This window comes from Halorubrum sp. B53 (assembly GCF_059752395.1).
The window spans coordinates 384,941-403,978 of record NZ_MWTH01000012.1 but is presented as its reverse complement, the minus strand read 5'-3'; the positions used below and the strand labels follow the sequence as shown (position 1 = coordinate 403,978).

The window sequence follows — 19,038 nt, the reverse complement described above, 5'->3', positions numbered from 1 at the left end:
CAAAAGGGTCGGGGAGGCGGGACGGACGGAGCCGCCGGCCCCACACTTCCGCGTCCGACGGTTTATGAGTGATGCCGCGGCCAGCGGGCCGTATGTCCGATTCGAAACGCGACGGACGCACCGCGAACCGCCGATCGTTCCGCACGGACAGGCGCGCCATCGAGGGGCTGCCGGTCAGGCTGGTGATCGCCCTCGTCGTCGGCGTCGCCAGCCTCAGCGTGATGATGGGGATGATCGGGGACATCGAGGGGCTCGCCGCGACAGAGGTCGACGCCCAGCCGCAGCCGGAGGTGACGACGCCGGGCGAGCAGTCCATCGACGTCGCCGTCCTCGACCCAGACGGGTCGCGGGTCGCCGACGCCACGGTGATCGTCCGCAGCGGGTCGGCGCAGATCGACGGGGTCACGACGGCGGAGACGAACGAGGAGGGCGTCGCGACCGTGGACGTCGCGCCCGAGTTGGGACCGAACCAGCCGGACGGGACGCTCACGGTCGAGGTCAAGCCGCCCGCCGAGGGCGACTACGTCGACGAGCGGGAGAACACGGCGGTGCTCGTCGTCGAGGAGTGAGGCGGGCTCGGCGGAGGAGTGAGGCGGGCGCGGCGGGTCGGTCGCCGCGGGGGTGGCCGCTCGCTCAGAGCCGGTCGTCCCAGTCGATCCACTCCTGCTCCCAGCCGGCTCGCGCGAAGTGGCCCTGCTCCGCCCGTTCGGCGTCCTCGCGGCGCGTGCGGTTCCGCTCCACGCCGCGCTGCTCCCCGTCGACGAGCATCGGCCGGAGCCGGGCCGGGCCGGCGGTCTCGACGGTGCGGAACCCCGCCGGCGCGTCGTCGTCCGGCTCCGCCGTTCCGTCGGGCGCCGGCTCGACGGCTGCCACGGTCTGGACCGCGTTGCCGCGCGGGTAGACGAGCCGTCCCCCGTCGGCGAGCTGCTCCCTGAGCGCGCGCGGCGGTTCGAGGACGGCCGCTTCGAGGAGGATCCGGTCGTAGGGCGCGTACTCCGGCAGCCCGTTGGCGCCGTCGCGACGGTCCACGAGGACGGCGTCGTAGCCCGCCGCGGAGAGGTTCGAGCGGGCGAGCGAGACCGCCTCCCGGTCGATGTCGATCGCGTGGACGTGTCTCGCACCGGCGATCTCGGCGAGCATCGCCACCGAGTAGCCGACGCCGGCGCCGACCACGAGGACGTCATCGCCCTCGTCGGCGTCCAGCGCGGTGATCAGCCGGACCGCCGTCGCCGGGGCGAGGACCCGCGTGCCGGCCTCGTCGCTCGCGGAGTTCGCGTACGGCGAGTCGTCCACGAACGTCTCGCGCGGGACCCGCTGGAGGGCGGTCAGCACGGCGGCGCCGAGCGGCTCGCCGAGCTCGTGTTCGAGCCCCTCGATCATGTCGGCCCGCAGCGACGCCTCGTCCATGGTCGGGCTCGGTGCTCGGTCGCCTAAAACCGCTCGTTCGCCGCGGCCTCGAGAGCGCGCTCGGCGCGGCCGCCGGCCGTCACTGCATCGGCACGAAGCGGACGCCCCCGTGGCCCTCGCGGTCGACGCCGTCCTCGCGGACCGTCAGGCGCACGAGCCGCTGGCCGCCGCGATCGAGGATCCCTCCGCCGCCGACCGGCGCGACGACGCGGCCGCCGGTCCGGACCTGGTCGACGATCGGATCCGGGACCTCACCGGTCGGCGCGCACGTCAGGGACGCCGCGTCGAACGGCGCCTCGTCGCGGAACACCTCGCGGCCGTCGCCGGCTCTGACTGTCACGTCGTACCCGAGCCGGCCGAGCCGCTCGCGGGCCTCCGCGGCGAGTTCGGGGACGTACTCGGCGCTGTACACGTTGCCCGGCCCGACGACCTCGGCGAGGACGGCGGCGTGGTAGCCGCAGCCCGTGCCGACTTCGAGGACGCGGTCGCCGCGGTCCAGATCGAGGAGGTCCGTCATCACCGCGACCATGTGCGGCGCGCTGATCGTCTGGTCGTGGCCGATCGGAAGCGGTCGGTCGGCGTAGGCGCGCGATCGGTCACCCCCGGGGACGAACTCGTGCCGCGGGACGGCCTCGATCGCCGACAGCGTACGCTCGCTCGCGTCGAGCCGCTCTCGGAGCCCATTCACGAGCTCGCGGCGGGCGGCGGCGAGGTCCGGACCGTCCCCGCGGTTCGGATCGGTCTCGCGTCCCGGATCGTCGTCGGACTCCGGTCCGTTCGCGTCCACCATGCGGGCCACTAGCACGACGAAGGTGGAGAAACTATCGGCGCCTCAGCTCACGTCGATGCTGTGACCGCCGCCACCCCCCGACCGCTTCGGCAGCGTGACGGTGAGGACCCCGTTTTCGTACGAGGCGGTCGCGCCGTCGGCCTCGACGGGCTCGGCGAGCGGGATCCGACGCGAGACGGACCGAGATCGGCGCTCGCGACGGTGATACCGGACGTCAGAATCGGTCGCCTCGCCCTCCTCGCCCGCGACCTCGACGTCGCGCTCCTCCTCGCGGGTCGCCGCGATCGACAGCGACTCCTCGCGCAGTTCGACGTCGATGTCGTCGTCTTCGAAGCCCGGGAGGTCGGCGAGGACCGTGATCGACTCGTCGTCCTCGATCACGTCGACGGCGACGTCGCGCGCGCCGGGGAGTTCGGGACCGCCGGGCGTGTCGAGCGTGCCGCCGAGCTCCTCGAACTCCCGGCCCATCCGTTCGAGCAGTTCCTCAATCTCGCCGAAGGGATCGCGTCGCGTCATACAGGTCAGGATTCGTGGCGGAGCGACTTGAACGTACGGCCGGGAACGGACAGTCAATCAACGGACGGACGAGAGCGAGTTCCGAGCGGCCGGCGCCGGGACCTAGAGGAACGGGCGCCAGTAGTACGGGCTCACGAACCCCTCGATGAACGCGGCGACGGCGATCAACACCCCGACGCCGACCAGCACCCAGAACGCGTCCTCCAGCGCGTCGGCGAACTCCGCGCGGGAGCGCCGCCCGCGGAGCGTTCGCCACGAGACGATCCCGAGGTGGACCCCAAGCGCGCCGGAGACGAACAGCGCCGGGATCTCGAGGACGCCGTGGGGGACGACGAACGCCGCGAGCGCGACAAGATTCTCCTCTAACGCGGCCGTGGCGCCGAGCGCGAGGCCGTTGAACGCGATCGACGACAACGCCGGGACCACGAGCGCGACGCCCGCGAGCGAGGTCGCGATCGCGACCGACCAGTTGTTGCCGAAGAAGTTGAGGGCGGCGACGGGCGGGAGGTGGCCGACGAGCCGCGACTCGATCGACGTCGTGATCGCGCCGACGAACGGGTCGACGGCGAGCCAGCCGAGCGCGCCGAACCCGACCCCGACGAGGACGACGACCGCGTGCAGTCCCGGCGTCCGGCGCACGAACGCGGTCAGCTCGCGCCAGCCGCGGCGGACGCCCCCGGAGAGCTGCGCGCGGAGGGTCGCCTCGGGCGGATCGAGCGGATCGACGGCGCCCCGGTGGTCGCCGTAGAGGACGGTCTTCAGCAGGTCGAGGGCAGGCGCGGCGGCGACCGCGCTGACGAGCGCGACGACGGCCCCGCCGCCGAGGAACGCCAGCGCCGAGGCGGCCGACGAGATCCCGACGAGGACCCCGACGGCGACGACCAGGTACGCGGCGGCGTCGGCCGGGTTCGACCGGACGAAGCCCCCGGCGCCCTCCACGGCGCCGACCGCGCCCGCGTCGTCGACGACGACGGCGGCCGGGGCGAACGCGAAGACGATCCGAACGAGCAGGAGGGCGACGAGCCCGACGAGCAGAACGACCAGCGCGGCCGCGGCGCCGAGGAACGGATTGACGACGAACGCGGCGCCGATCGCGAGCCCCCCGAGAAGGAGGACGCCGAGCCAGCAGCAGAGCTCGGTGACGTAGAGTCCGAGGAACGTGAGCCAGCGGTCCCGGACGCCCGCGATGCCCGCGGTGAGCCCGCGGTCGCTCCGGAGCCGGGCGACGACAGCGGACATTTGGCCGGCCGAGACCGCGGCGTAGGTCAGGACCGCGATCGCCACCGTCGCGATGGTTCCGGCCGCGAGGAGCGCGACCGCGGTCGGCGACACGAGCGGTTCGAGCGCGGGCGCGAGCGACTCGCTCCACGCCTGCAGCGCCTCGGGGTCCTGCGTGTCGGGCGGGGTCAGGTCAAGCCCCGCGAGCGCCTCGCGGGCGGTCGCGAGTCGACCGGTGAGTTCGAAGTGGAGGTAGACGCCGGCGAGCGCGGTGAACAGCCCGATCCGAGCGATGACGGGGACCGCCGTTCCGAGGAGGTAGAACGGGATCAGGTCAGCGGGGCGCCGCCGGAGGGTGGAGACCGCGGCGGTGACGGCGGATGACAGATCCATGCGAAGCGGTTCGGCCGTCCGACACTTAACGAGTCCGCGTGTCGCCGGACGGTCCACCGCCGAATCGGTTGGCGCGTCCGCAGTCAGTCCGTCGCCGGCTCCTCTGTCTCGTCGACGTCCGGATCGTCGAGCCCGGTGCCGCGCTCCGCCATCAGCGCCGCGGCCCGATCGGCCCAGCCGGAGTACCGGAACCCGGCGGCGACCACGAGCGCCATCCAGACGTACGCAAGCGAGACGCCGACGTACGCGCCCGTCGGCCCGAATCCGGCCGTCCGGCCGAGCAGCCACGAGGCGCCGAGGAACAGCCCGAACATCCCCGACACCCGCGCGACGAACGGGATCCGGGTCTCGCTCGCGCCCTGTAGCGCCCCGGAGAGCGCGGAGAAGCAGGCGAGCGCGGCGCCGGCGACCCCGTAGACGCGGGCGAAGTCGACCGCGTACCGGACCGTCGGCGCGTCGTCGGTGAACAGCGGGACGAGCCGCGGCGCGACGACGACGAGCCCGACGCCGATCGACCCGACCGTGAGCACGCCGAGCCCGGCGACCGCCCACCCGTCGAACCGCGCACCGTCCGGGTCGCCGGCGCCGAGCGCCTGGCCGACGAGCACTGAGGCCGCCACGTTGTACCCGCGCGAGAGCGGTCCGGTCACCTGCTGGTACACTCGCCGCCCGATCTGGAAGCCGGCGTTGACCGCCTCGCCGAAGCCCAAGAGGAGGGCGTTGAACGGGAACTCGGCGAGCTCCGAGCCGAACCCCTCGGCCACGCGCGGCGCGCTCACCCGGAGGAGCTGGCCGGCGATGGCGGGGTCCCGGGGGCGCGCGAAGCTCGCTTCGGTCCGCGGTCCCCAGATCGCGAGACAGAGGAGCCCGGCGGTGAGCGCGTTCGCGGTCGCCGTCGCCAGCCCGACGCCGAGCACCTCCAGCCGGGGGAACCCGAACAGCCCCAGCCCGAGCACGACGGAGCCGGCGATGTTGACCGAGTTGGCGGCGACGTTGACGTACATCGGCGTGCGGGTGTCCCCCGTCCCCTGCAGCGCGCGGGCGGCGACGAGCGCGACGTGGCGCGCGGGGGCGGTCGCGAACACGACCGCGAGGTACGTCGATCCGAGGGCGACGACCTCCGGCGCGGTCCCCTCGCCGACCAGTCGGCCGAACACGTCGATCGCGAGCTCGCCGAAGCGGAGACCGACGAGCACGAACGGGACTCCCGCGAGCGCGCCGATCAGGATCGCCTGCGTCACCGCCTCGTCGCGGTTCCCCGTCGCGTCCGCCCCGGTGTCCTGCGAGGAGAGCGCGATGGCGCCGCCGCCGAGCCCGAGCCCGACCCGGAGCGGGAACCGGGCGTAGAGGTCGGCGAGGCCGATGGCGACGACCGCGGCCGGCGAGAACAGCGCGGTGACGAGCACGTCGGTCGTCCGCATCGCGGTGCGGAACGTCTGCTCGGCCATGACGGGCCACGCCAGCGCGAACACGCGCCGCCAGACGTTTCGCAGCCGCGGGACGTCCATGTAAGACGTAGAACGATCGGATCCGTTTTTAAGTATCGGAGGCGGTCGGTGCCGCCGAGGGCGACGAGAGCGGCGGCTCCCCGCTCCCGGTCCCCGTCCGAAGCTTCAAGCGTGCGAACGACCCACACGACCTATGGACGTCTTCGTGTACGGGATCCTGACCGAGCCCGAGCGGGTCGCCGAAGTGCTTGACTCGTTCGTCTTCGTCGGCCCGGCGACTCTGACCGGTCTCCGCCTCGTCGAGGGGCGGTATCCGACGCTCGCGCCGGGCGGACAGACGGCCGGTCGGCTCCTCCGGACCGACGAGGTGGCCGCGCTCGACGAGTACGAGGGCGTCGAGGACGGGCTGTACCTCCGGGAGAACGTTCCCCTCGACGCCCCCGAGGGGCACCCGGATCGGGCCGCCGTCTACGTCGGGGACCCCGACCGCCTCGACGCCGACGCGACGTGGCCGGACGACTCCGCGAACCGCGACCGGGGGTTCGCCGAGGGGGTCGAGGCGTACCTCGAGCGGGCCGACGTCCGGGTGCGGCTGACCCCCGAAAACACCGTCTGACGGAGGAATGACGGCGCCGCAGTCGTGCGGTTTCACTTTCACTCCGCTAGCCCCACCTTTTTGTATTCACCCCGTATAATCACACTTGCACGTCACACGCGTGCATTCCCCCCTTCACAGACGGCGAGCCGGTGGCTCGCCCGTCAGATTCCCCCTCGTCACGGAGCGTGCGGTCCGTCGTCCCGCAGGGACGCCGCGCGGGATGAACCGACACGCCGCGCGAGATGACCCGACACGCCGCGCGAGACGACCCGGCAGGCCGTGCCGGACGATCCGGACCGGAACCGATTAGCGGCCAGCCCGGCGACGGAGACGCATGCTAACCCTCTCCGACGTCCACGAGGCGCGCGAGCGCGTCGACGGCGTGGCCCGTCACACGCCCTTGGAACGGTCGCGGACCTTCTCCGAGATGAGCGGCGCGGACGTCCGGCTCAAGCTGGAGAACTTCCAGCGCACCGGCGCGTTCAAGATCCGCGGCGCGATGAACCGGATCGCGACCCTCTCCGAGGCCGAGCGCGAGGCGGGCGTCGTCACCGCGAGCGCGGGGAACCACGCGCAGGGGGTCGCCCTCGCGGCCCAGCGCGCCGGCGTCGACGCCACCGTCGTGATGCCGAAGTTCGCGCCCGTCTCGAAGGTGAAGGCGACGCGCGGGTACGGCGCCAGCGTCCGGCTGGAGGGCGTCGACTACAACGAGGCGCAGGCGTACGCCCACGAGCTGGAGCGCGATGAGGGTCGGACCTACGTCCACGCGTTCAACGACCCGGTCGTGATGGCCGGACAGGGGACGCTCGGCTTAGAGATCGTCGACGACTGTCCGGAACTCGACACGGTCGTCGTCCCGATCGGCGGTGGGGGCCTCATCTCGGGCGTCGCCGTGGCGATCAAAGAGCAGCTCTCCGACGTGCGGGTCGTCGGCGTGCAGGCCGAGGGCGCGGCCTCGGCGGCCAAATCCCTAGAAGCCGGCGAGGTCCGAGAAATCGACAACGTCGACACGATCGCCGACGGGATCGCCACGCGGTCGGTCGGCGAGGAGACCCTCGAGGTCATGGCGGAGTACGTCGACGAGGTCGTCACCGTCGACGACCGCGAGATCGCTCTCGCGCTCACGCTCCTCTTAGAACGCTCGAAGACGCTCGTGGAGGGCGCCGGCGCGGTCGCGCTCGCGGCCGTCCTCTCGGAGGCGTTCGAGTACGACGACGGCGAAACGGTCGTCGCCGCGCTCTGCGGCGGCAACATCGACCTCAATCGGCTCGGCACCGTGATCCGGCGCGGGCTGGTCCAGATGGGCCGGTACCTCAAGATCACGGTCGACCTGAAGGACCGCCCGGGCGAACTGGAGCGCGTCTCCAGCATCGTCGCCCGCACCGGCGCGAACGTGTACGCGGTCCACCACGACCGCACCTCGCGGGACGTCGCCGTCAACGCCGCCGAGCTCGAACTCGAATTAGAGACCGACGACGCCGAGCACGCCGCCGACATCGTCGACGCGCTCGAGGCCGACGGGTACGAGGTCGAAATTCTGTCGTGAAGCGGGCAGCGACTATTTATAAATAGAACCGCGGTGGCGTCGCCGGCGCTACGCGCCGGCTGCTAGCGAGAGCTTCGCTCTCGCCCTGCGTGCCTGCGAGGCCGCCCTGCGGCCGAGCCGCGAGGAACCTTCGGTCCCTCTGGAAGCCGGCGCGAAGCGCCGGCGACAGCACCGCGCGAGGGAGTCAGTCGACCGGAGCGTAGCGGAGGCCGACTGACGAGGCTGGGGAGCGTGAGGTGGCGGTGCTGTGCGGGGCGGGACTCAAAGGGGCAGCCGGGAGGGCGCCGGAGGCGACGTAAGCAGCGTGGCGCGTAGCGCCACGGGCAGCCGGCGGCGGAGCCGCCAGCGACACCGCAGGGAGCGAACGGAGTGAGCGACTGAGGAGCGAAGCGAGCGTCCGGCGCCCTCCCGGCTGGGGCTTTGGCGGTGTTCGCCCCGGCAGCAGCCACGTATCGCCGAGCGGCTGGGGTTTGGGAGGCGTTCACCGTCGATATACTGTCAGCTATTTATAAGCGAACGGCCGAGGCTTTGGCGCCGTTCACCGCCGGTGCGACAGCAGTTTCATGACGAGTTCGCGGAGCCGTTCGTTTGTGCCGGGGCCGAAGCGCTTCCACTCACACTCGCCGACCCGCCGAGGAGGGACCGGTTCGAATCACCGCGCAGCGTCGTGACCGTCTCGCCGTCCTGTTTCACGATCAGGGTCCACGGATCCTCGCCCGCGGGAATCCGCATCGTTCCGTTGTAGCGGACGACGCCCGAACACGACCGCGACGCGGTCCCCGCCTCCTCGATCGGAACGTCGAGGACGTAGGCGGACTCGTTCAGGCGTTCGAACGTCGGGCCGCCGACCGCGTGCGAGGAACTCGGCAGAGAGACGTTTCGAGCGTACGTTATCTCCGTGTTCCCGGGCCCGGCGGCCACCGATGTGGAGCTGTTGGCCGCGAACTCCTCGGGACAGCGGACCTCCTCGGTATCGAAGTGGAGCAGCGCCGGTGGATCGCTCGCTCCGCCGAGGAGGCCGCCGGGCCCTCCCGACACGGGGCCGGCGAGGGCGACGGCGCTACCGGTCACGAACAACGCGAGCGCAGCGGCGACGACGGCAAGACCACGTCTGTTCATCTCGTTTCGAACAATGGAGGAACCGCGGATAGTACCACGTATAACGCAAAGAAGGGTTTGAGTCACCGATCGCCTCACGGGTGCGAACGGGGGGCGTCGGAGCGGTGACCCGGACGCACCCGAAACGACGAACCGCCGCTCAGTCGTCCGCGGCCGCGGCGTCGACCTCGGCCTCGTACAGCTCGCCGGCGCGCTCGCGCTCGGAGAGGTACTCGTCGGCGTCGAGCGCCGCCTTCACGCCCATCCCGCTGGCCGTGGCCGCCTGCTGGTAGTGGAAGTCCACCACGTCGCCGGCGCCGAACAGCCCCGCGACGCCGGTGCGCGTCTGCCCGCCGCCGCGGCCGCCCTCGGTGATCAGGTAGCCGTCGTCGTCGGTCTCGATCCCCGTCCCCTCCAGGAAGTCGGTGTTCGGGGTGTGGCCGATGGCGAAGAAGACGGCGCCCACGTCGAAGTCGTACTCGTCGACCTCGTCGGCGGTCGCCGGGTCGTCGAGCTTCTCCTTGGGGTGGCCGTCAGGGTGCTCGACGAGCGTCACGCGGTCGATCCCGTCCTCGGGGGTGCCGTGGATCTCGGTGAGCTCGGTGTTGAGGAGGAGCTCGATCTCCCCGTCGTCGACCTTGTCCATCGTGCGGTCGATCCAGACGTCCTCCGCGCGGAACTCCTCGCGCCGGTGAGCGATGTACACCGTGTCCGCGAACTTCGTCAGGAAGTTCGCCTCCTCCATGGCCGCGTCGCCGCCGCCGACGACGAGCATGTCCTCGCCGCGGAAGAACGCGCCGTCGCAGGTCGCGCACGTCGAGAGCCCGTACCCCATCAGCTCGTCCTCGCCGGGGACGCCGAGCGTCCGGGCGCTCGCGCCGGAGGCGGCGATCACGGCGTCGGCGGTGTAGACGTCGCCGTTCGTGAGCTCGACGCGGAAGTGGCCCGCGGGCTCCTTCGAGACGTCGGCGATGATCCCGTTGCGGGTCTCGGCGCCGAACTTCTCCGCCTGCGCTTTCATGTCGTTGATCAGCTCCGGCCCGGAGATCCCCTCGGGGAAGCCGGGGTAGTTCTCCACGTCGGTGGTGAGCGTGAGCTGGCCGCCCGGCTCGTCGCCCTCGATGAGGAGGGGGTCGTTGTTCGACCGCGCGGCGTAGATCGCGGCGGAGAGCCCCGCGATGCCGGTGCCGGCGATGATCAGTCGACGGTGATCGACAATATCGTCATTCATGCAATACTGTTCGCCGTCGGGAGGTATGTAGGTTGCGCCATCGGGCGCGGCGAGCGGTCAACTCCTCGGTCCGCCGTGAAACGGGCCTTCCGCCGGCCGCTTAGTCGTTCGGAAACTCCGGCAGCGAGCCGGCCGGCTGAGTCGGCGCGTCGTCGAGCGCCTCGAAGAAGCGCCCGGAGACGAACGTCTCGACGACTTCCGGCAGCGACTCCGACTCCGAGACCTCCTCTAAGATGCCGAGGGGGACCTGCGCGCCGGCCATCGTGGCGTGTCCGCCGGCGGAGCCGACCGGATCGAGCGCGTCCCGGAGCAGCTCGCCCACGTCGAGGTCGGCGCCGCGCGACCGCGCGGAGGCGTATATCACCCCGTCCATGTAGCCGTAGACGAAGGTGACGGTGACCCCGTCGAGGTCGAGGAGCCGCTCGGCCGCCTGCGCGAGGGTGTCGCGGTCGCTGATCTCGCCGACGCAGGAGGCGACCGTGGACCCCCTGACCTCCCGGCCCTCGATGGCGTTCGCGAGCACCCGGAGCGTCTCCTGGCTCACGCTCGGGCTCTCGACGCGTTCGAGCGTCGACTCGTCGGCGAACGGCGACAGCGACGCCGCTGCCTCGAAATCGGGGATCGACGTCGACCGGGTGAAGTCCTTCGTGTCGATCCGGATCCCGTACAGCAGCGCCGTGGCGAGCTCCCGCCCCGGCTCGACGCCGAACCGCGAGAGGTACTCCTCGATGAGCGTGCTCGTCGCGCCGGCGTCAGGCCGGATGTCGACGAACTCCCCGGCGACCGGGCCGCGGGGCGGGTGGTGGTCGACGACGATATCGACGGGGTGCTCCTCGGGGAGGCTGTCGTTGATCCCCGCCCGCGAGTGATCGACGAGGGCGATCCCGTCGTAGTCGTCGAGGTCGATCTCCCCGAACGTCGACAGCGAGAGGTCGAGCAGGTTCACCAGCGCGCGGTTCTCCTGGTGGGCGATCTCGCCGCCGTAACAGGGGTCGGCCGGGACGCCGACGACATCGGCGACCCGCGCCAGTCCGATCGCGCTCGCGATGGCGTCCGGGTCGGGGTTGTCGTGGGCGACGACGAGGAGGGGACCGGAGAGCTCGCGGAGCGTCGCGAGCAGGCGGACCGGCAGCTCGTCGCCGTCGGCGCCGGTCGCCTCGCTGACGCGCGCGACCAGCGCCTCGACCGGGTCGACGACGCGGTCGGCGACCGCCTCCAGCGCCGACTGCTGGTCCGCGGTCGGGTTCGCCCCGACGTGGGCGACGATCATCGCGTCCGGGTAGCGGCCCCGGGCGGCCTCCGCGGCGGCGACGTTGCGCGCGGGGTCGTCGCTCGCGACCAGTACGACCGCGGCGCGGTCGGGGTACGAAGACGGGTCTGTCGGGTCGGCCTCGACGGTGGCGACGTTGCGGTCGCGGAGCGTCGACGCCCACCCGGTGTCGTCGGTGATCGCGACGAGCTCGCCGCGCTCCTCGCGGGTGCGCTCGACGAGCGTGTTCCCGACCGCGCTACAGCCGAGCAGCAGACGCCGGGCCATACCGGTGCGAGGGGATCGGAGAGGAAAACGCTGCCGTCATTCGTCCGCGGCGTCCGCCCGGGCGGCGTCGCCCGGGTCGCCGCCCTCGTCGTCTCCGTGTTCGCCGTCTCCGCGCTCCGCGTCGCCGCCCTCGCGGAGGGCACCGTTCACCGCGGCGGCGACGTCGACCGCGGCGCGGTTCTCCGCCACGTCGTGGACGCGCACGAGGTCCGCACCCCGGTCGGCGGCGAGCGCGGTCGCGGCGACGGTGGCGTGTTCCCGGTCGTCCGGATCGCGGTCGACCGCCCCGAACATCGACTTGTGCGAGTGGCCGATGAGCACGGGGCAGTCGAGCGCGGCGAACTCCCCGACGCGGTCGAGCAGCTCGAACGCCTCGGCCGCCGACTTCCCGAACCCGAGCCCGGGGTCGACGATCACCCTGTCGCGGTCGATCCCAGCCGTGTCGGCGAGCGCCAGCCGCTCGCGGAGCGACGCGATCACGTCGCTCACGGCGTCGTCGTACTCGGGGTCGTTCGTCGGGTCGACCGGCGCGTCGAGGCTGTGCATCACGACGACCGGGCAGTCCGCATCGGCGACGACCTCGCGCATCGCGGGGTCCTCCAGCCCGGTCACGTCGTTGATGACGTCGGCGCCCGCCTCCAGCGCGGCCTCGGCGACCGGCGCCTTCCGCGTGTCGACCGAGACCAGCACGTCGCCGTCGGCGACCGCCGGTACCGACTGCGCCGCCTCGATCGTCGGGACGACGCGGTCGATCTCCTCGTCGACGGGGACCGGATCCGCGCCCGGGCGGGTGGACTCGCCGCCGACGTCGACGACGTCGACCCCGGCCTCGACCATGCGCTCGACGCCCGCGACCGCGTCCGCCAGCGCCTCGTGGCGCCCGCCGTCGTGGAAGGAGTCGGGCGTGACGTTGAGCACACCCATCACGGCGGTGCCGTCGGTCCAGGGGTAGTCGGGGGCGGTCGCGTCGGCGTTGGTATTCGACTCCCTTTCGTCGAGTCCGAGCCGGTCGGCGATATCGTCTGCGACGCCCGCGAACCCCCCGCTCTCACGGTCGCGCAGGCGGTCGAGTAGTACGCGATACTCCGCGACCGTCGCGCCGAGCGTGATCGGCACGTGCTCGCCGCCGGGGACCCGTCCCTCGCCCGCCCCGAGCCCCCCGATCGCGGCGTCGCCGCCGACCGCCCGGATCGCCGCCGCGAGGCGCTCGGCGCGGTCGCCGCGCAGCCGGAGCGTGAGGACGCGGTGGTCGATCCCCTCGGCGCGGGCCGCGGCCGCCTCGGGCGGGACGCCGGCCGCGTCGAGCGCGCGGACGGCGGCGCTTCGGTCGGCCCCGTCGCGTCCGCCCGCCCCGCCGCGCCGACCCGCCCCGTCGACCGACCGCGGCGTCACGGTCCGGAGCCGGGCCGCGCGCGCCTCGGCGACCGCGAACAGCGAGCCGACGAGCAGCACGCAGTCGCCCGGGTCGGCGCGGCCGACCGCCGCGTCGAGGGCGGCGGCCACGTCGTCGCCGACGGTCACCTCGCCGACACCGGCCGTCCGGAGTGCAGCCGCGAGCACCTCCGGATCCTCCGCGCGGTCGAGCGCCGGACGGCAGGTGACCGCGGAGGCCGCGTCGGGGAGCGCGCTCGCGGCGCCCGCGTGGTCCTTGTCGTGCATCGCCGCGTACACGAGGTGGAGGTCGTCGTAGTCGTACTCGGCGAGCGTCCCCGCGAGCGTCCGGCAGGCGGCCGGGTTGTGCGCGCCGTCGAGCACCGTGAGCGGGGCCGTGTCGACCACCTCGAACCGGCCGGGCCACGTCGCCCGCGCGAGCCCGGCGCGGACCGCGGCCTCCGGGAGGGGGTCGTCCCCCCCGCTTTCCTCCCCCTCGGCCACCACCGCCGCGGTCCGCCGAGCCAGCGCGACGGCGACGCCCGCGTTCGTCGCCTGGTGGTCGCCGACGACCGGGATCCGGTAGGTTCCCGCCGACTCGCCCGCGAGCGTCACCTCGGCGTCGGTCGGGCTCACGCGCCCGTCGTAGGCGACGGAGAGGACCGGGGGAGAACCGGCGTCGCCGGTGGTGGCGTCGCCGGCGACGCGGGGCGAATCCGCCCCCGCCACCGTCGCGACCGGCGCGCCGGCCTCGCCGGCGACCTCGCGGACGACGTCGAGCGCCTCGCCCTCGCAGGCCGTCACGAGGGGCGCGCCCGGCTCGGCGATCCGGGCCTTGGTGCGGGCGATCTCGGCTATCGTGTCGCCGAGGACGGCGGTGTGTTCGAGCGAGACGTTCGTCACGGCGGTCGCGACTGGGTCGACCGCGCTGGTCGCGTCGTACTCGCCGCCGAGGCCGACCTCCAGCACCGCGACGTCGACGTCGCGGCGCGCGAAGTCGCGGACCGCCATCGCCGTGACGACCTCGAAGAAGGTGAGGGGCTCGCCGGCGGCCGCGCGCTCGACGAGCCACGGCTTCGCCTCCGCGACGAAGGCGGCGATCGCGTCCTCGGTCATCGGCAGCCCGTCGACGCGGGCCCGCTCGGCGAGCGCGGAGAGGTGCGGCGAGGTGTAGAGGCCGACCGAGAGCCCGGCCTCGCGCAGGATCGACTCCGTCATGCGCGCCGTGCTCCCCTTCCCGTTCGAGCCGGCCACCTGCACGAACGGCACGTCGTCCTCGGGGTTACCGAGCCGGTCGAGCAGCGCGGCGACGCGCTTGGTCCCCGGCTTGACCGAGAAGCGGCGGAGGTCGAAGAGGAACGCCGCCGCCTCGTGGTAGTCCATGTCCGTGGGTCGGCGCCGCGTCGCTTAGGAGTAACGGACCGGTGCGGACCGGGTCGGTCTCCCGGCCGCGAAGAGCAACCCTTAGGCGCGCGGCACCCCGACTCTGTCCTATGAACGAGACAGCGGCCGCGTCGGCGTCCGCGGTCGACGCGGCGGCGGTCGACGGCGCCGCCGACCCGGTGATCGCCGGCGAGGGCGTCCGGCGGACGTACGGCGACGTCGTCGCGCTCGACGGGGTCGACCTCCGCGTCGAGGCCGGCGAGGTGTTCGGGCTCATCGGTCCCAACGGCGCCGGGAAGACCACGCTCGTCCGCGCGCTGACGGGGACGACAGACGCCGAGGGCGACGTCAGCGTGTTCGGCGTCCCGCCCCGCGAGGTCGACCCGCAGCGGGTCGGGCTGCTCCCGCAGTCGTTCGACCCGCCGGAACGACTCACCGCGAGCGAGCTGGTCGAATACTACGGCGGCCTCTACGACGACGCCCGCGACGTCGAGTCGGTCCTCCGGGACGTTGGGATGGCCGACGACGCGGACGCGTGGTACGAGACGCTCTCGGGCGGGCAACAGCGCCGGACGTGCGTCGCGACCGCCATCGTCAACGACCCCGACCTCCTCTTCCTCGACGAGCCGACCACGGGGATCGACCCGGCCGGCCGGCGGTCGATCCACCGCCTGATCGAGCGGCTCGCCGACGGCGGCACGACCGTCTTCCTCACGAGCCACGCGATGGACGAGGTCGAGCGGCTCGCCGACCGCGTCGCGCTCCTCCGGGACGGCGCGGTCGTCGCCGTCGGCCCGCCCGGCGAGCTGATCGCGGAACACGGCGGGGCACCCCGGCTGGACGTGACCCTCGACGACGCCGCGAGCGACGCGGCGGTCGGCGGCGTCGAGGCGGGGCTCGCTGGCGACGCCGCCGTCGAGTCGACCCGCGACGGGCTGCGGATCCGCGGCGTTCGACCCGAAGCGATCGGCGACGCGGTCGACGCCCTCGACGCGGCCGGGGTCGCCTTCGAGTCGCTCGCGTGGACCGAGCCCTCGCTGGAGGACGTCTACCTGCGGCTCACCGGCGAAGAGTACTCGCCCCGCGCCGGCGGCCCGCCGAACGAGGTCCGCGAGTCGGCGGCGGCGGACGGGGGCGACCGATGACGCGCGTCGGCCGGATCGGCACCGAGGCGACCGCGGCGGCGCGGTCGTTCCTCCGCCGGCGGACGGCGGTGTTCTTCACGTTCTTCTTCCCCGTGATCCTCGTGGTGATCTTCGGCGCCTTAGTCCGCACGCAGCCCACCGGCGGGGGGCTGTTCGCGGAGCCCGCCGGCTACTACATCCCCGGCTACCTCGCGGTCGTCGTGCTCTTCACGCCCCTCTCGCGGGTCGGCTCCGAGATCGCCCGCCACCGCGACGGCGGCCGGTTCGAGAAGCTGGCGACGACGCCGCTCTCGCGGGCGGAGTGGCTCCTCGCGCACACCCTCGTCAACGTCGCGATCATCGGCGCGGCGAGCCTCCTGATCTTCGGACTCGTCCTCGCGGTGACCGACGCCGAGCCGGTCGTTTCGCCCGCGCTCGCCGTCCTCCCCGTCTTCGTCGCCGTCGGCGTCGCGCTGTTCTGCGGGGTCGGGGCGGTGCTGGGCGCGCTCACGGACTCGCAGGACGGCGTGATCGCCGCGAGCAACACGGTCGCGCTCCCCCTCCTCTTCCTCTCCGAGACGTTCGTCTCGCCAGACCTGTTGCCGGCGTGGTTCCGCCCGGCCGTCGCCGCCTCACCGCTGACGTACTTCGCGCGCGGGACGCGGGCGATCGTCCACGAGCCCGGCGCGTGGGTCGGCGACCTGGCCGTCCTCTCGGTCCTCGCCGTCGCGTTCCTCGCGGTCGGCGCGTACGCGGTCCCGCGGACGGACTGAGGCCGGAGAGGGGCGCCGGTCGAGGCGAGGGGGTACCGGCCGGGAGGGTCGGCGTCGCCGAAGCCGGTCATTTATATCGTCCGGCACCGTCTCGGTGAGACGAGAGAGGGCCAGTGTTGACCGTTCAATTCACCTGTTCGGACTGCGCGCAGACCATCGAGGTCAACGAGGAGATGCGGGAGACGATCCTCGCGGCGGGCTGTCCGGTCTGTACGACCGACGCCGACGAGGACGACTTCTCGGACGGCGCAGGGGACGAGTAGCGCACCGGAGGCCGTCGCCCCGCGGCCGGTTCCGGAGTCGGTCCCGTATTTTCAGCACGAGCCGCTGAACCACTGTTTTCCGGGCGAGACGCTACGCGGTTCGAGCGTATTTCGCGGGCACGAACGCGGGGACCCGCTCGTCCGCGGACGGCTCACTCGTCGTCGCGTTCGATGATAATGGTCCGCCCGGTGAGTCGGTCGGGGACGAACCGGTAGAGGTCGATGTCGAGGTCGGACTTCCCGTCGGCCCAGATCTCGAAGAGGGGACGGCGGGTCTCCCCGTACTGCGCGATCGTCTCGGGCGTGAGCTCGTCGAGGTCGACGCGGCGGAGCGTCCCGACGCCGACGACGCTGCCGTACTCGTCGCCGTCCTCTTCGTACACCACGATCCGCGCCTGCGGGTCCGAGGCGAGGAACTCGCGCTTCTCGCTGTCGGGCGTCGACACCAACCGGAGGAAGGCGTCGCGCGACTCCTCGTCGAAGCCGTAGGAGACGGGGATCGCGTACGGGGTCTCGTCGCGTGCGAGCGAGAGCACGCCGGTCTCGTGGCGCGAGAGGAACGCGTCGACCTCCGCGTCGGTCATCTCGACCTCGCTGTTCGTCGCCATACCCAGGGAGTTGGCGTACGCCGGGATAAAGGACACGAGACGGATCGGTCGCTCGGGGGGCCGCGGGAGCGATCGACGACGGGGATCCCTACGCGGTCTGCGGGTCGGCGATGTCGCTCTCGGAGACGGGCTCCCCGCAGACGACGCAGCCGACGTCGAGCAGCGTCGCCCGCATGGCGTCGTCCACCTCGATCGACCGACGGCACTTCGGGCAGACGAACGTGTGGGTCCCAGGACTCGTCATGGCCTCAGGTACGACACAAACACTCATGAAGGATGGTTCGGATTCTTGAAGTTTTAAAATCCGGTCAACGGGAGCGCCGGGCCGCCCCCGCTCAGTCGAGCAGCGTCGAGAGCAGCTTCCGCTGTGCGGCCGCGATGTGCTCGCTGAACGTCGAGCGGTCGATGCCGAGCGACGCGGCGACCTCGCCGGCGTTGGCCCCCTTCGGGTGATCGAAGTAGCCGGCGTCGTAGGCGGCCGCGAGCACCTCCCGCTGGCGCTCGGTGAGGTCGCTCCGGTCGACGGTGACCAGGTCCGACTCCTCCGGCGTCGACGACGACTGCAGGAGCCGCAGCACCTCCATCCCCGGAGAGCACTCTCGGAACGCGTCGAGCACCGACCGGAGCGTCGGGAGGTCGGTCGCGTGGAAGGTGAGGAGGAGGCGTCCGTCGCGGATGGTCGTCTCCGACACCGGGAGCCCGTAGCGGTCGAGCACCGCGAACGGCGAGTCCTCCTCGCAGTCGGTCTCGAACCGGTAGGCCGCCTTGGCGCCGTAGTCGAAGACGACGTCGACACCCTCGGGGACGGACAGGTCGGCGTCGGCGATGAACTCGAAGACGACCGTGCCCGCGCTCTCGTCCGGCGAGCTTCGCGCGACGCTGTAGATCGGCGTCGACCCCTCGGCGACTCCCTCGAACGGCGACGGCGCCCCCGCCGGGAGCGAGACCTCCGCCCTGATGCCGGATCCCATCTGATCCGTTCGTGGCCGTCCCCGGGCAAAACGTTGACGCCGTGGGCCCGTCGGGAGTCCCGGCCGCCGGCCTCGGAGCCCGCGGCGCACCGGCGGGCGTCCCGCCGCGTGGTGCGGGAAGAGATTACGCTTCGTGTAATGTGAGGCCACGCGTCGTGTAATGAGAGCCCACGCCGCGTGCGGTAAGCATTCACGTCTCGTGTGGCAAGATATTGCGGCACGTGTGGTAAGAGATAGCGACGCATGAGGGCCCGAGACCGGCGAATCCGGCACCCCTTATAAAACACCCCTCATATGCAGGGGCGATGTTGGGGTGACTGGAGCCGGTACCTACATCCATGAAGCGACAGGCCTCGTACGCGACCGGACCGACGACGGCGACCGAGGGAGACGAGACGCTCGACGCGACCTTCGACGTCCTCTCTGACTCCGACTGCCGGGCGATCCTCGGCGCCGCCGACACGCCGATGACGACGAGAGAGCTGGCCGACGCGTGCGACATCGCGCTGTCGACGGCCTACCGGAAAGTCGAGCGCCTGAGCGAGACGCCGCTTCTGGTCGAGGGCGTCCGCTTCGATCCCGAGGGAGACCACGCCGCGGAGTACAGCCGCGGCGCCACCGACGCGGCGATCGAGCTCGGCGACGACGGCGTCACGCTGACGGTCGAGGACGCGGCGGTCGACTCGCTCACTCCGGCCGCAGAAACGACCGGAATCTCGGCCGACTAACCGGACGAACGGTTTTTCCCTCGTGATAATCGGGC

Annotated in this window: 19 protein-coding genes; 7 read left to right on the top strand and 12 right to left on the bottom strand. The window is 72.3% G+C overall.

The genetic code is table 11. The features are described from left to right. The first annotated feature begins 92 nt into the window (after positions 1–92). A complete protein-coding gene (locus B4V06_RS11170; RefSeq protein WP_123113969.1) occupies positions 93–569 on the top strand; it encodes a DUF7382 domain-containing protein in 477 nt (158 codons plus the stop codon). A 64-nt stretch (positions 570–633) separates the two neighbouring features. Here B4V06_RS11170 and B4V06_RS11165 read toward each other — a convergent pair whose 3' ends face one another. From B4V06_RS11165 to B4V06_RS11145, 5 genes are all read right to left on the bottom strand, one after another. Continuing rightward, positions 634–1,407, bottom strand: a complete 774-nt coding sequence (locus B4V06_RS11165; RefSeq protein WP_498169896.1) for a protein-L-isoaspartate O-methyltransferase family protein — start codon at positions 1,405–1,407, stop codon at positions 634–636. Between the two features lie 79 nt (positions 1,408–1,486). Further along, positions 1,487–2,197, bottom strand: a complete 711-nt coding sequence (locus tag B4V06_RS11160; protein ID WP_498169893.1) for a protein-L-isoaspartate(D-aspartate) O-methyltransferase — start codon at positions 2,195–2,197, stop codon at positions 1,487–1,489. Positions 2,198–2,239: 42 nt separating this feature from the next. Continuing rightward, positions 2,240–2,713, bottom strand: coding sequence for an Hsp20/alpha crystallin family protein (locus B4V06_RS11155; protein WP_123113966.1), 474 nt, complete (start codon positions 2,711–2,713; stop codon positions 2,240–2,242). Positions 2,714–2,815: 102 nt separating this feature from the next. After that, on the bottom strand, positions 2,816–4,324 hold the full coding sequence (locus B4V06_RS11150) for a stage II sporulation protein M (RefSeq protein WP_498169889.1): 1,509 nt from the start codon (positions 4,322–4,324) through the stop codon (positions 2,816–2,818). A gap of 83 nt (positions 4,325–4,407) precedes the next feature. Further along, the gene (locus tag B4V06_RS11145) at positions 4,408–5,832 is read right to left on the bottom strand and encodes an MATE family efflux transporter (protein WP_498169886.1); all 1,425 of its coding nucleotides are present in this window, start codon (positions 5,830–5,832) and stop codon (positions 4,408–4,410) included. Between the two features lie 133 nt (positions 5,833–5,965). Here B4V06_RS11145 and B4V06_RS11140 point away from each other — a divergent pair, with 133 nt between their 5' ends. Continuing rightward, on the top strand, positions 5,966–6,388 hold the full coding sequence (locus tag B4V06_RS11140; RefSeq protein WP_498169883.1) for a gamma-glutamylcyclotransferase family protein: 423 nt from the start codon (positions 5,966–5,968) through the stop codon (positions 6,386–6,388). Positions 6,389–6,704: 316 nt separating this feature from the next. Further along, positions 6,705–7,916, top strand: a complete 1,212-nt coding sequence (gene ilvA, locus B4V06_RS11135; protein ID WP_498169880.1) for a threonine ammonia-lyase — start codon at positions 6,705–6,707, stop codon at positions 7,914–7,916. 561 nt (positions 7,917–8,477) lie between these two features. Here ilvA and B4V06_RS11130 read toward each other — a convergent pair. The 4 genes from B4V06_RS11130 to folP form a co-directional block, all read right to left on the bottom strand. After that, on the bottom strand, positions 8,478–9,035 hold the full coding sequence (locus tag B4V06_RS11130; RefSeq protein WP_498169877.1) for a hypothetical protein: 558 nt from the start codon (positions 9,033–9,035) through the stop codon (positions 8,478–8,480). Positions 9,036–9,174: 139 nt separating this feature from the next. After that, positions 9,175–10,245, bottom strand: coding sequence for an NAD(P)/FAD-dependent oxidoreductase (locus B4V06_RS11125; protein WP_123113960.1), 1,071 nt, complete (start codon positions 10,243–10,245; stop codon positions 9,175–9,177). A gap of 100 nt (positions 10,246–10,345) precedes the next feature. After that, a complete protein-coding gene (locus B4V06_RS11120; protein ID WP_498169874.1) occupies positions 10,346–11,782 on the bottom strand; it encodes a DHH family phosphoesterase in 1,437 nt (478 codons plus the stop codon). Positions 11,783–11,818: 36 nt separating this feature from the next. Beyond that, entirely contained in the window at positions 11,819–14,536 is a 2,718-nt protein-coding gene (folP, locus tag B4V06_RS11115; protein WP_498169871.1) for a dihydropteroate synthase, read from the bottom strand. 110 nt (positions 14,537–14,646) lie between these two features. Between folP and B4V06_RS11110 the strand changes: the two genes are divergently transcribed. From B4V06_RS11110 to B4V06_RS11100, 3 genes are all read left to right on the top strand, one after another. Next, positions 14,647–15,681 carry an ABC transporter ATP-binding protein gene (locus B4V06_RS11110; protein ID WP_123113957.1) on the top strand — a complete coding sequence of 345 codons (1,035 nt, stop codon included), beginning with the start codon at positions 14,647–14,649 and terminating at the stop codon, positions 15,679–15,681. Further along, complete coding sequence (locus B4V06_RS11105) at positions 15,678–16,433, top strand: ABC transporter permease (protein ID WP_123113956.1); 756 nt, start codon at positions 15,678–15,680, stop codon at positions 16,431–16,433. The genes B4V06_RS11110 and B4V06_RS11105 overlap by 4 nt, the downstream gene beginning before the upstream one ends. Before the next feature lie 113 nt (positions 16,434–16,546). Further along, on the top strand, positions 16,547–16,696 hold the full coding sequence (locus B4V06_RS11100; RefSeq protein ID WP_123113955.1) for a DUF7560 family zinc ribbon protein: 150 nt from the start codon (positions 16,547–16,549) through the stop codon (positions 16,694–16,696). A gap of 152 nt (positions 16,697–16,848) precedes the next feature. On the opposite strand, the gene B4V06_RS11095 is transcribed toward B4V06_RS11100, so the two are convergent. From B4V06_RS11095 to B4V06_RS11085, 3 genes are all read right to left on the bottom strand, one after another. Further along, the gene (locus tag B4V06_RS11095; RefSeq protein ID WP_123113954.1) at positions 16,849–17,304 is read right to left on the bottom strand and encodes a pyridoxamine 5'-phosphate oxidase family protein; all 456 of its coding nucleotides are present in this window, start codon (positions 17,302–17,304) and stop codon (positions 16,849–16,851) included. Positions 17,305–17,392: 88 nt separating this feature from the next. Further along, entirely contained in the window at positions 17,393–17,548 is a 156-nt protein-coding gene (locus tag B4V06_RS11090) for a DUF7560 family zinc ribbon protein (protein ID WP_176329361.1), read from the bottom strand. 91 nt (positions 17,549–17,639) lie between these two features. Continuing rightward, positions 17,640–18,275, bottom strand: coding sequence for a helix-turn-helix domain-containing protein (locus B4V06_RS11085; protein WP_123113953.1), 636 nt, complete (start codon positions 18,273–18,275; stop codon positions 17,640–17,642). Between the two features lie 338 nt (positions 18,276–18,613). Between B4V06_RS11085 and B4V06_RS11080 the strand changes: the two genes are divergently transcribed. After that, a complete protein-coding gene (locus B4V06_RS11080) occupies positions 18,614–19,003 on the top strand; it encodes a winged helix-turn-helix domain-containing protein (RefSeq protein ID WP_123113952.1) in 390 nt (129 codons plus the stop codon). The last annotated feature ends 35 nt before the right edge of the window (positions 19,004–19,038 follow it).

Bases quoted from the DNA above. Each gene is read 5' to 3' on its own strand.
- ilvA (WP_498169880.1), top strand. From the start codon at position 6,705: ATGCTAACCCTCTCCGACGTCCACGAGGCGCGCGAGCGCGTCGACGGC.
- B4V06_RS11090 (WP_176329361.1), bottom strand. From the start codon at position 17,548: ATGACGAGTCCTGGGACCCACACGTTCGTCTGCCCGAAGTGCCGTCGG.
- B4V06_RS11140 (WP_498169883.1), top strand. From the start codon at position 5,966: ATGGACGTCTTCGTGTACGGGATCCTGACCGAGCCCGAGCGGGTCGCC.
- B4V06_RS11085 (WP_123113953.1), bottom strand. From the start codon at position 18,275: ATGGGATCCGGCATCAGGGCGGAGGTCTCGCTCCCGGCGGGGGCGCCG.
- B4V06_RS11130 (WP_498169877.1), bottom strand. From the start codon at position 9,035: ATGAACAGACGTGGTCTTGCCGTCGTCGCCGCTGCGCTCGCGTTGTTC.
- B4V06_RS11145 (WP_498169886.1), bottom strand. From the start codon at position 5,832: ATGGACGTCCCGCGGCTGCGAAACGTCTGGCGGCGCGTGTTCGCGCTG.
- B4V06_RS11165 (WP_498169896.1), bottom strand. From the start codon at position 1,407: ATGGACGAGGCGTCGCTGCGGGCCGACATGATCGAGGGGCTCGAACAC.
- B4V06_RS11080 (WP_123113952.1), top strand. From the start codon at position 18,614: ATGAAGCGACAGGCCTCGTACGCGACCGGACCGACGACGGCGACCGAG.
- B4V06_RS11125 (WP_123113960.1), bottom strand. From the start codon at position 10,245: ATGAATGACGATATTGTCGATCACCGTCGACTGATCATCGCCGGCACC.
- folP (WP_498169871.1), bottom strand. From the start codon at position 14,536: ATGGACTACCACGAGGCGGCGGCGTTCCTCTTCGACCTCCGCCGCTTC.
- B4V06_RS11105 (WP_123113956.1), top strand. From the start codon at position 15,678: ATGACGCGCGTCGGCCGGATCGGCACCGAGGCGACCGCGGCGGCGCGG.
- B4V06_RS11095 (WP_123113954.1), bottom strand. From the start codon at position 17,304: ATGGCGACGAACAGCGAGGTCGAGATGACCGACGCGGAGGTCGACGCG.
- B4V06_RS11160 (WP_498169893.1), bottom strand. From the start codon at position 2,197: ATGGTGGACGCGAACGGACCGGAGTCCGACGACGATCCGGGACGCGAG.
- B4V06_RS11150 (WP_498169889.1), bottom strand. From the start codon at position 4,324: ATGGATCTGTCATCCGCCGTCACCGCCGCGGTCTCCACCCTCCGGCGG.
- B4V06_RS11110 (WP_123113957.1), top strand. From the start codon at position 14,647: ATGAACGAGACAGCGGCCGCGTCGGCGTCCGCGGTCGACGCGGCGGCG.
- B4V06_RS11120 (WP_498169874.1), bottom strand. From the start codon at position 11,782: ATGGCCCGGCGTCTGCTGCTCGGCTGTAGCGCGGTCGGGAACACGCTC.
- B4V06_RS11155 (WP_123113966.1), bottom strand. From the start codon at position 2,713: ATGACGCGACGCGATCCCTTCGGCGAGATTGAGGAACTGCTCGAACGG.
- B4V06_RS11170 (WP_123113969.1), top strand. From the start codon at position 93: ATGTCCGATTCGAAACGCGACGGACGCACCGCGAACCGCCGATCGTTC.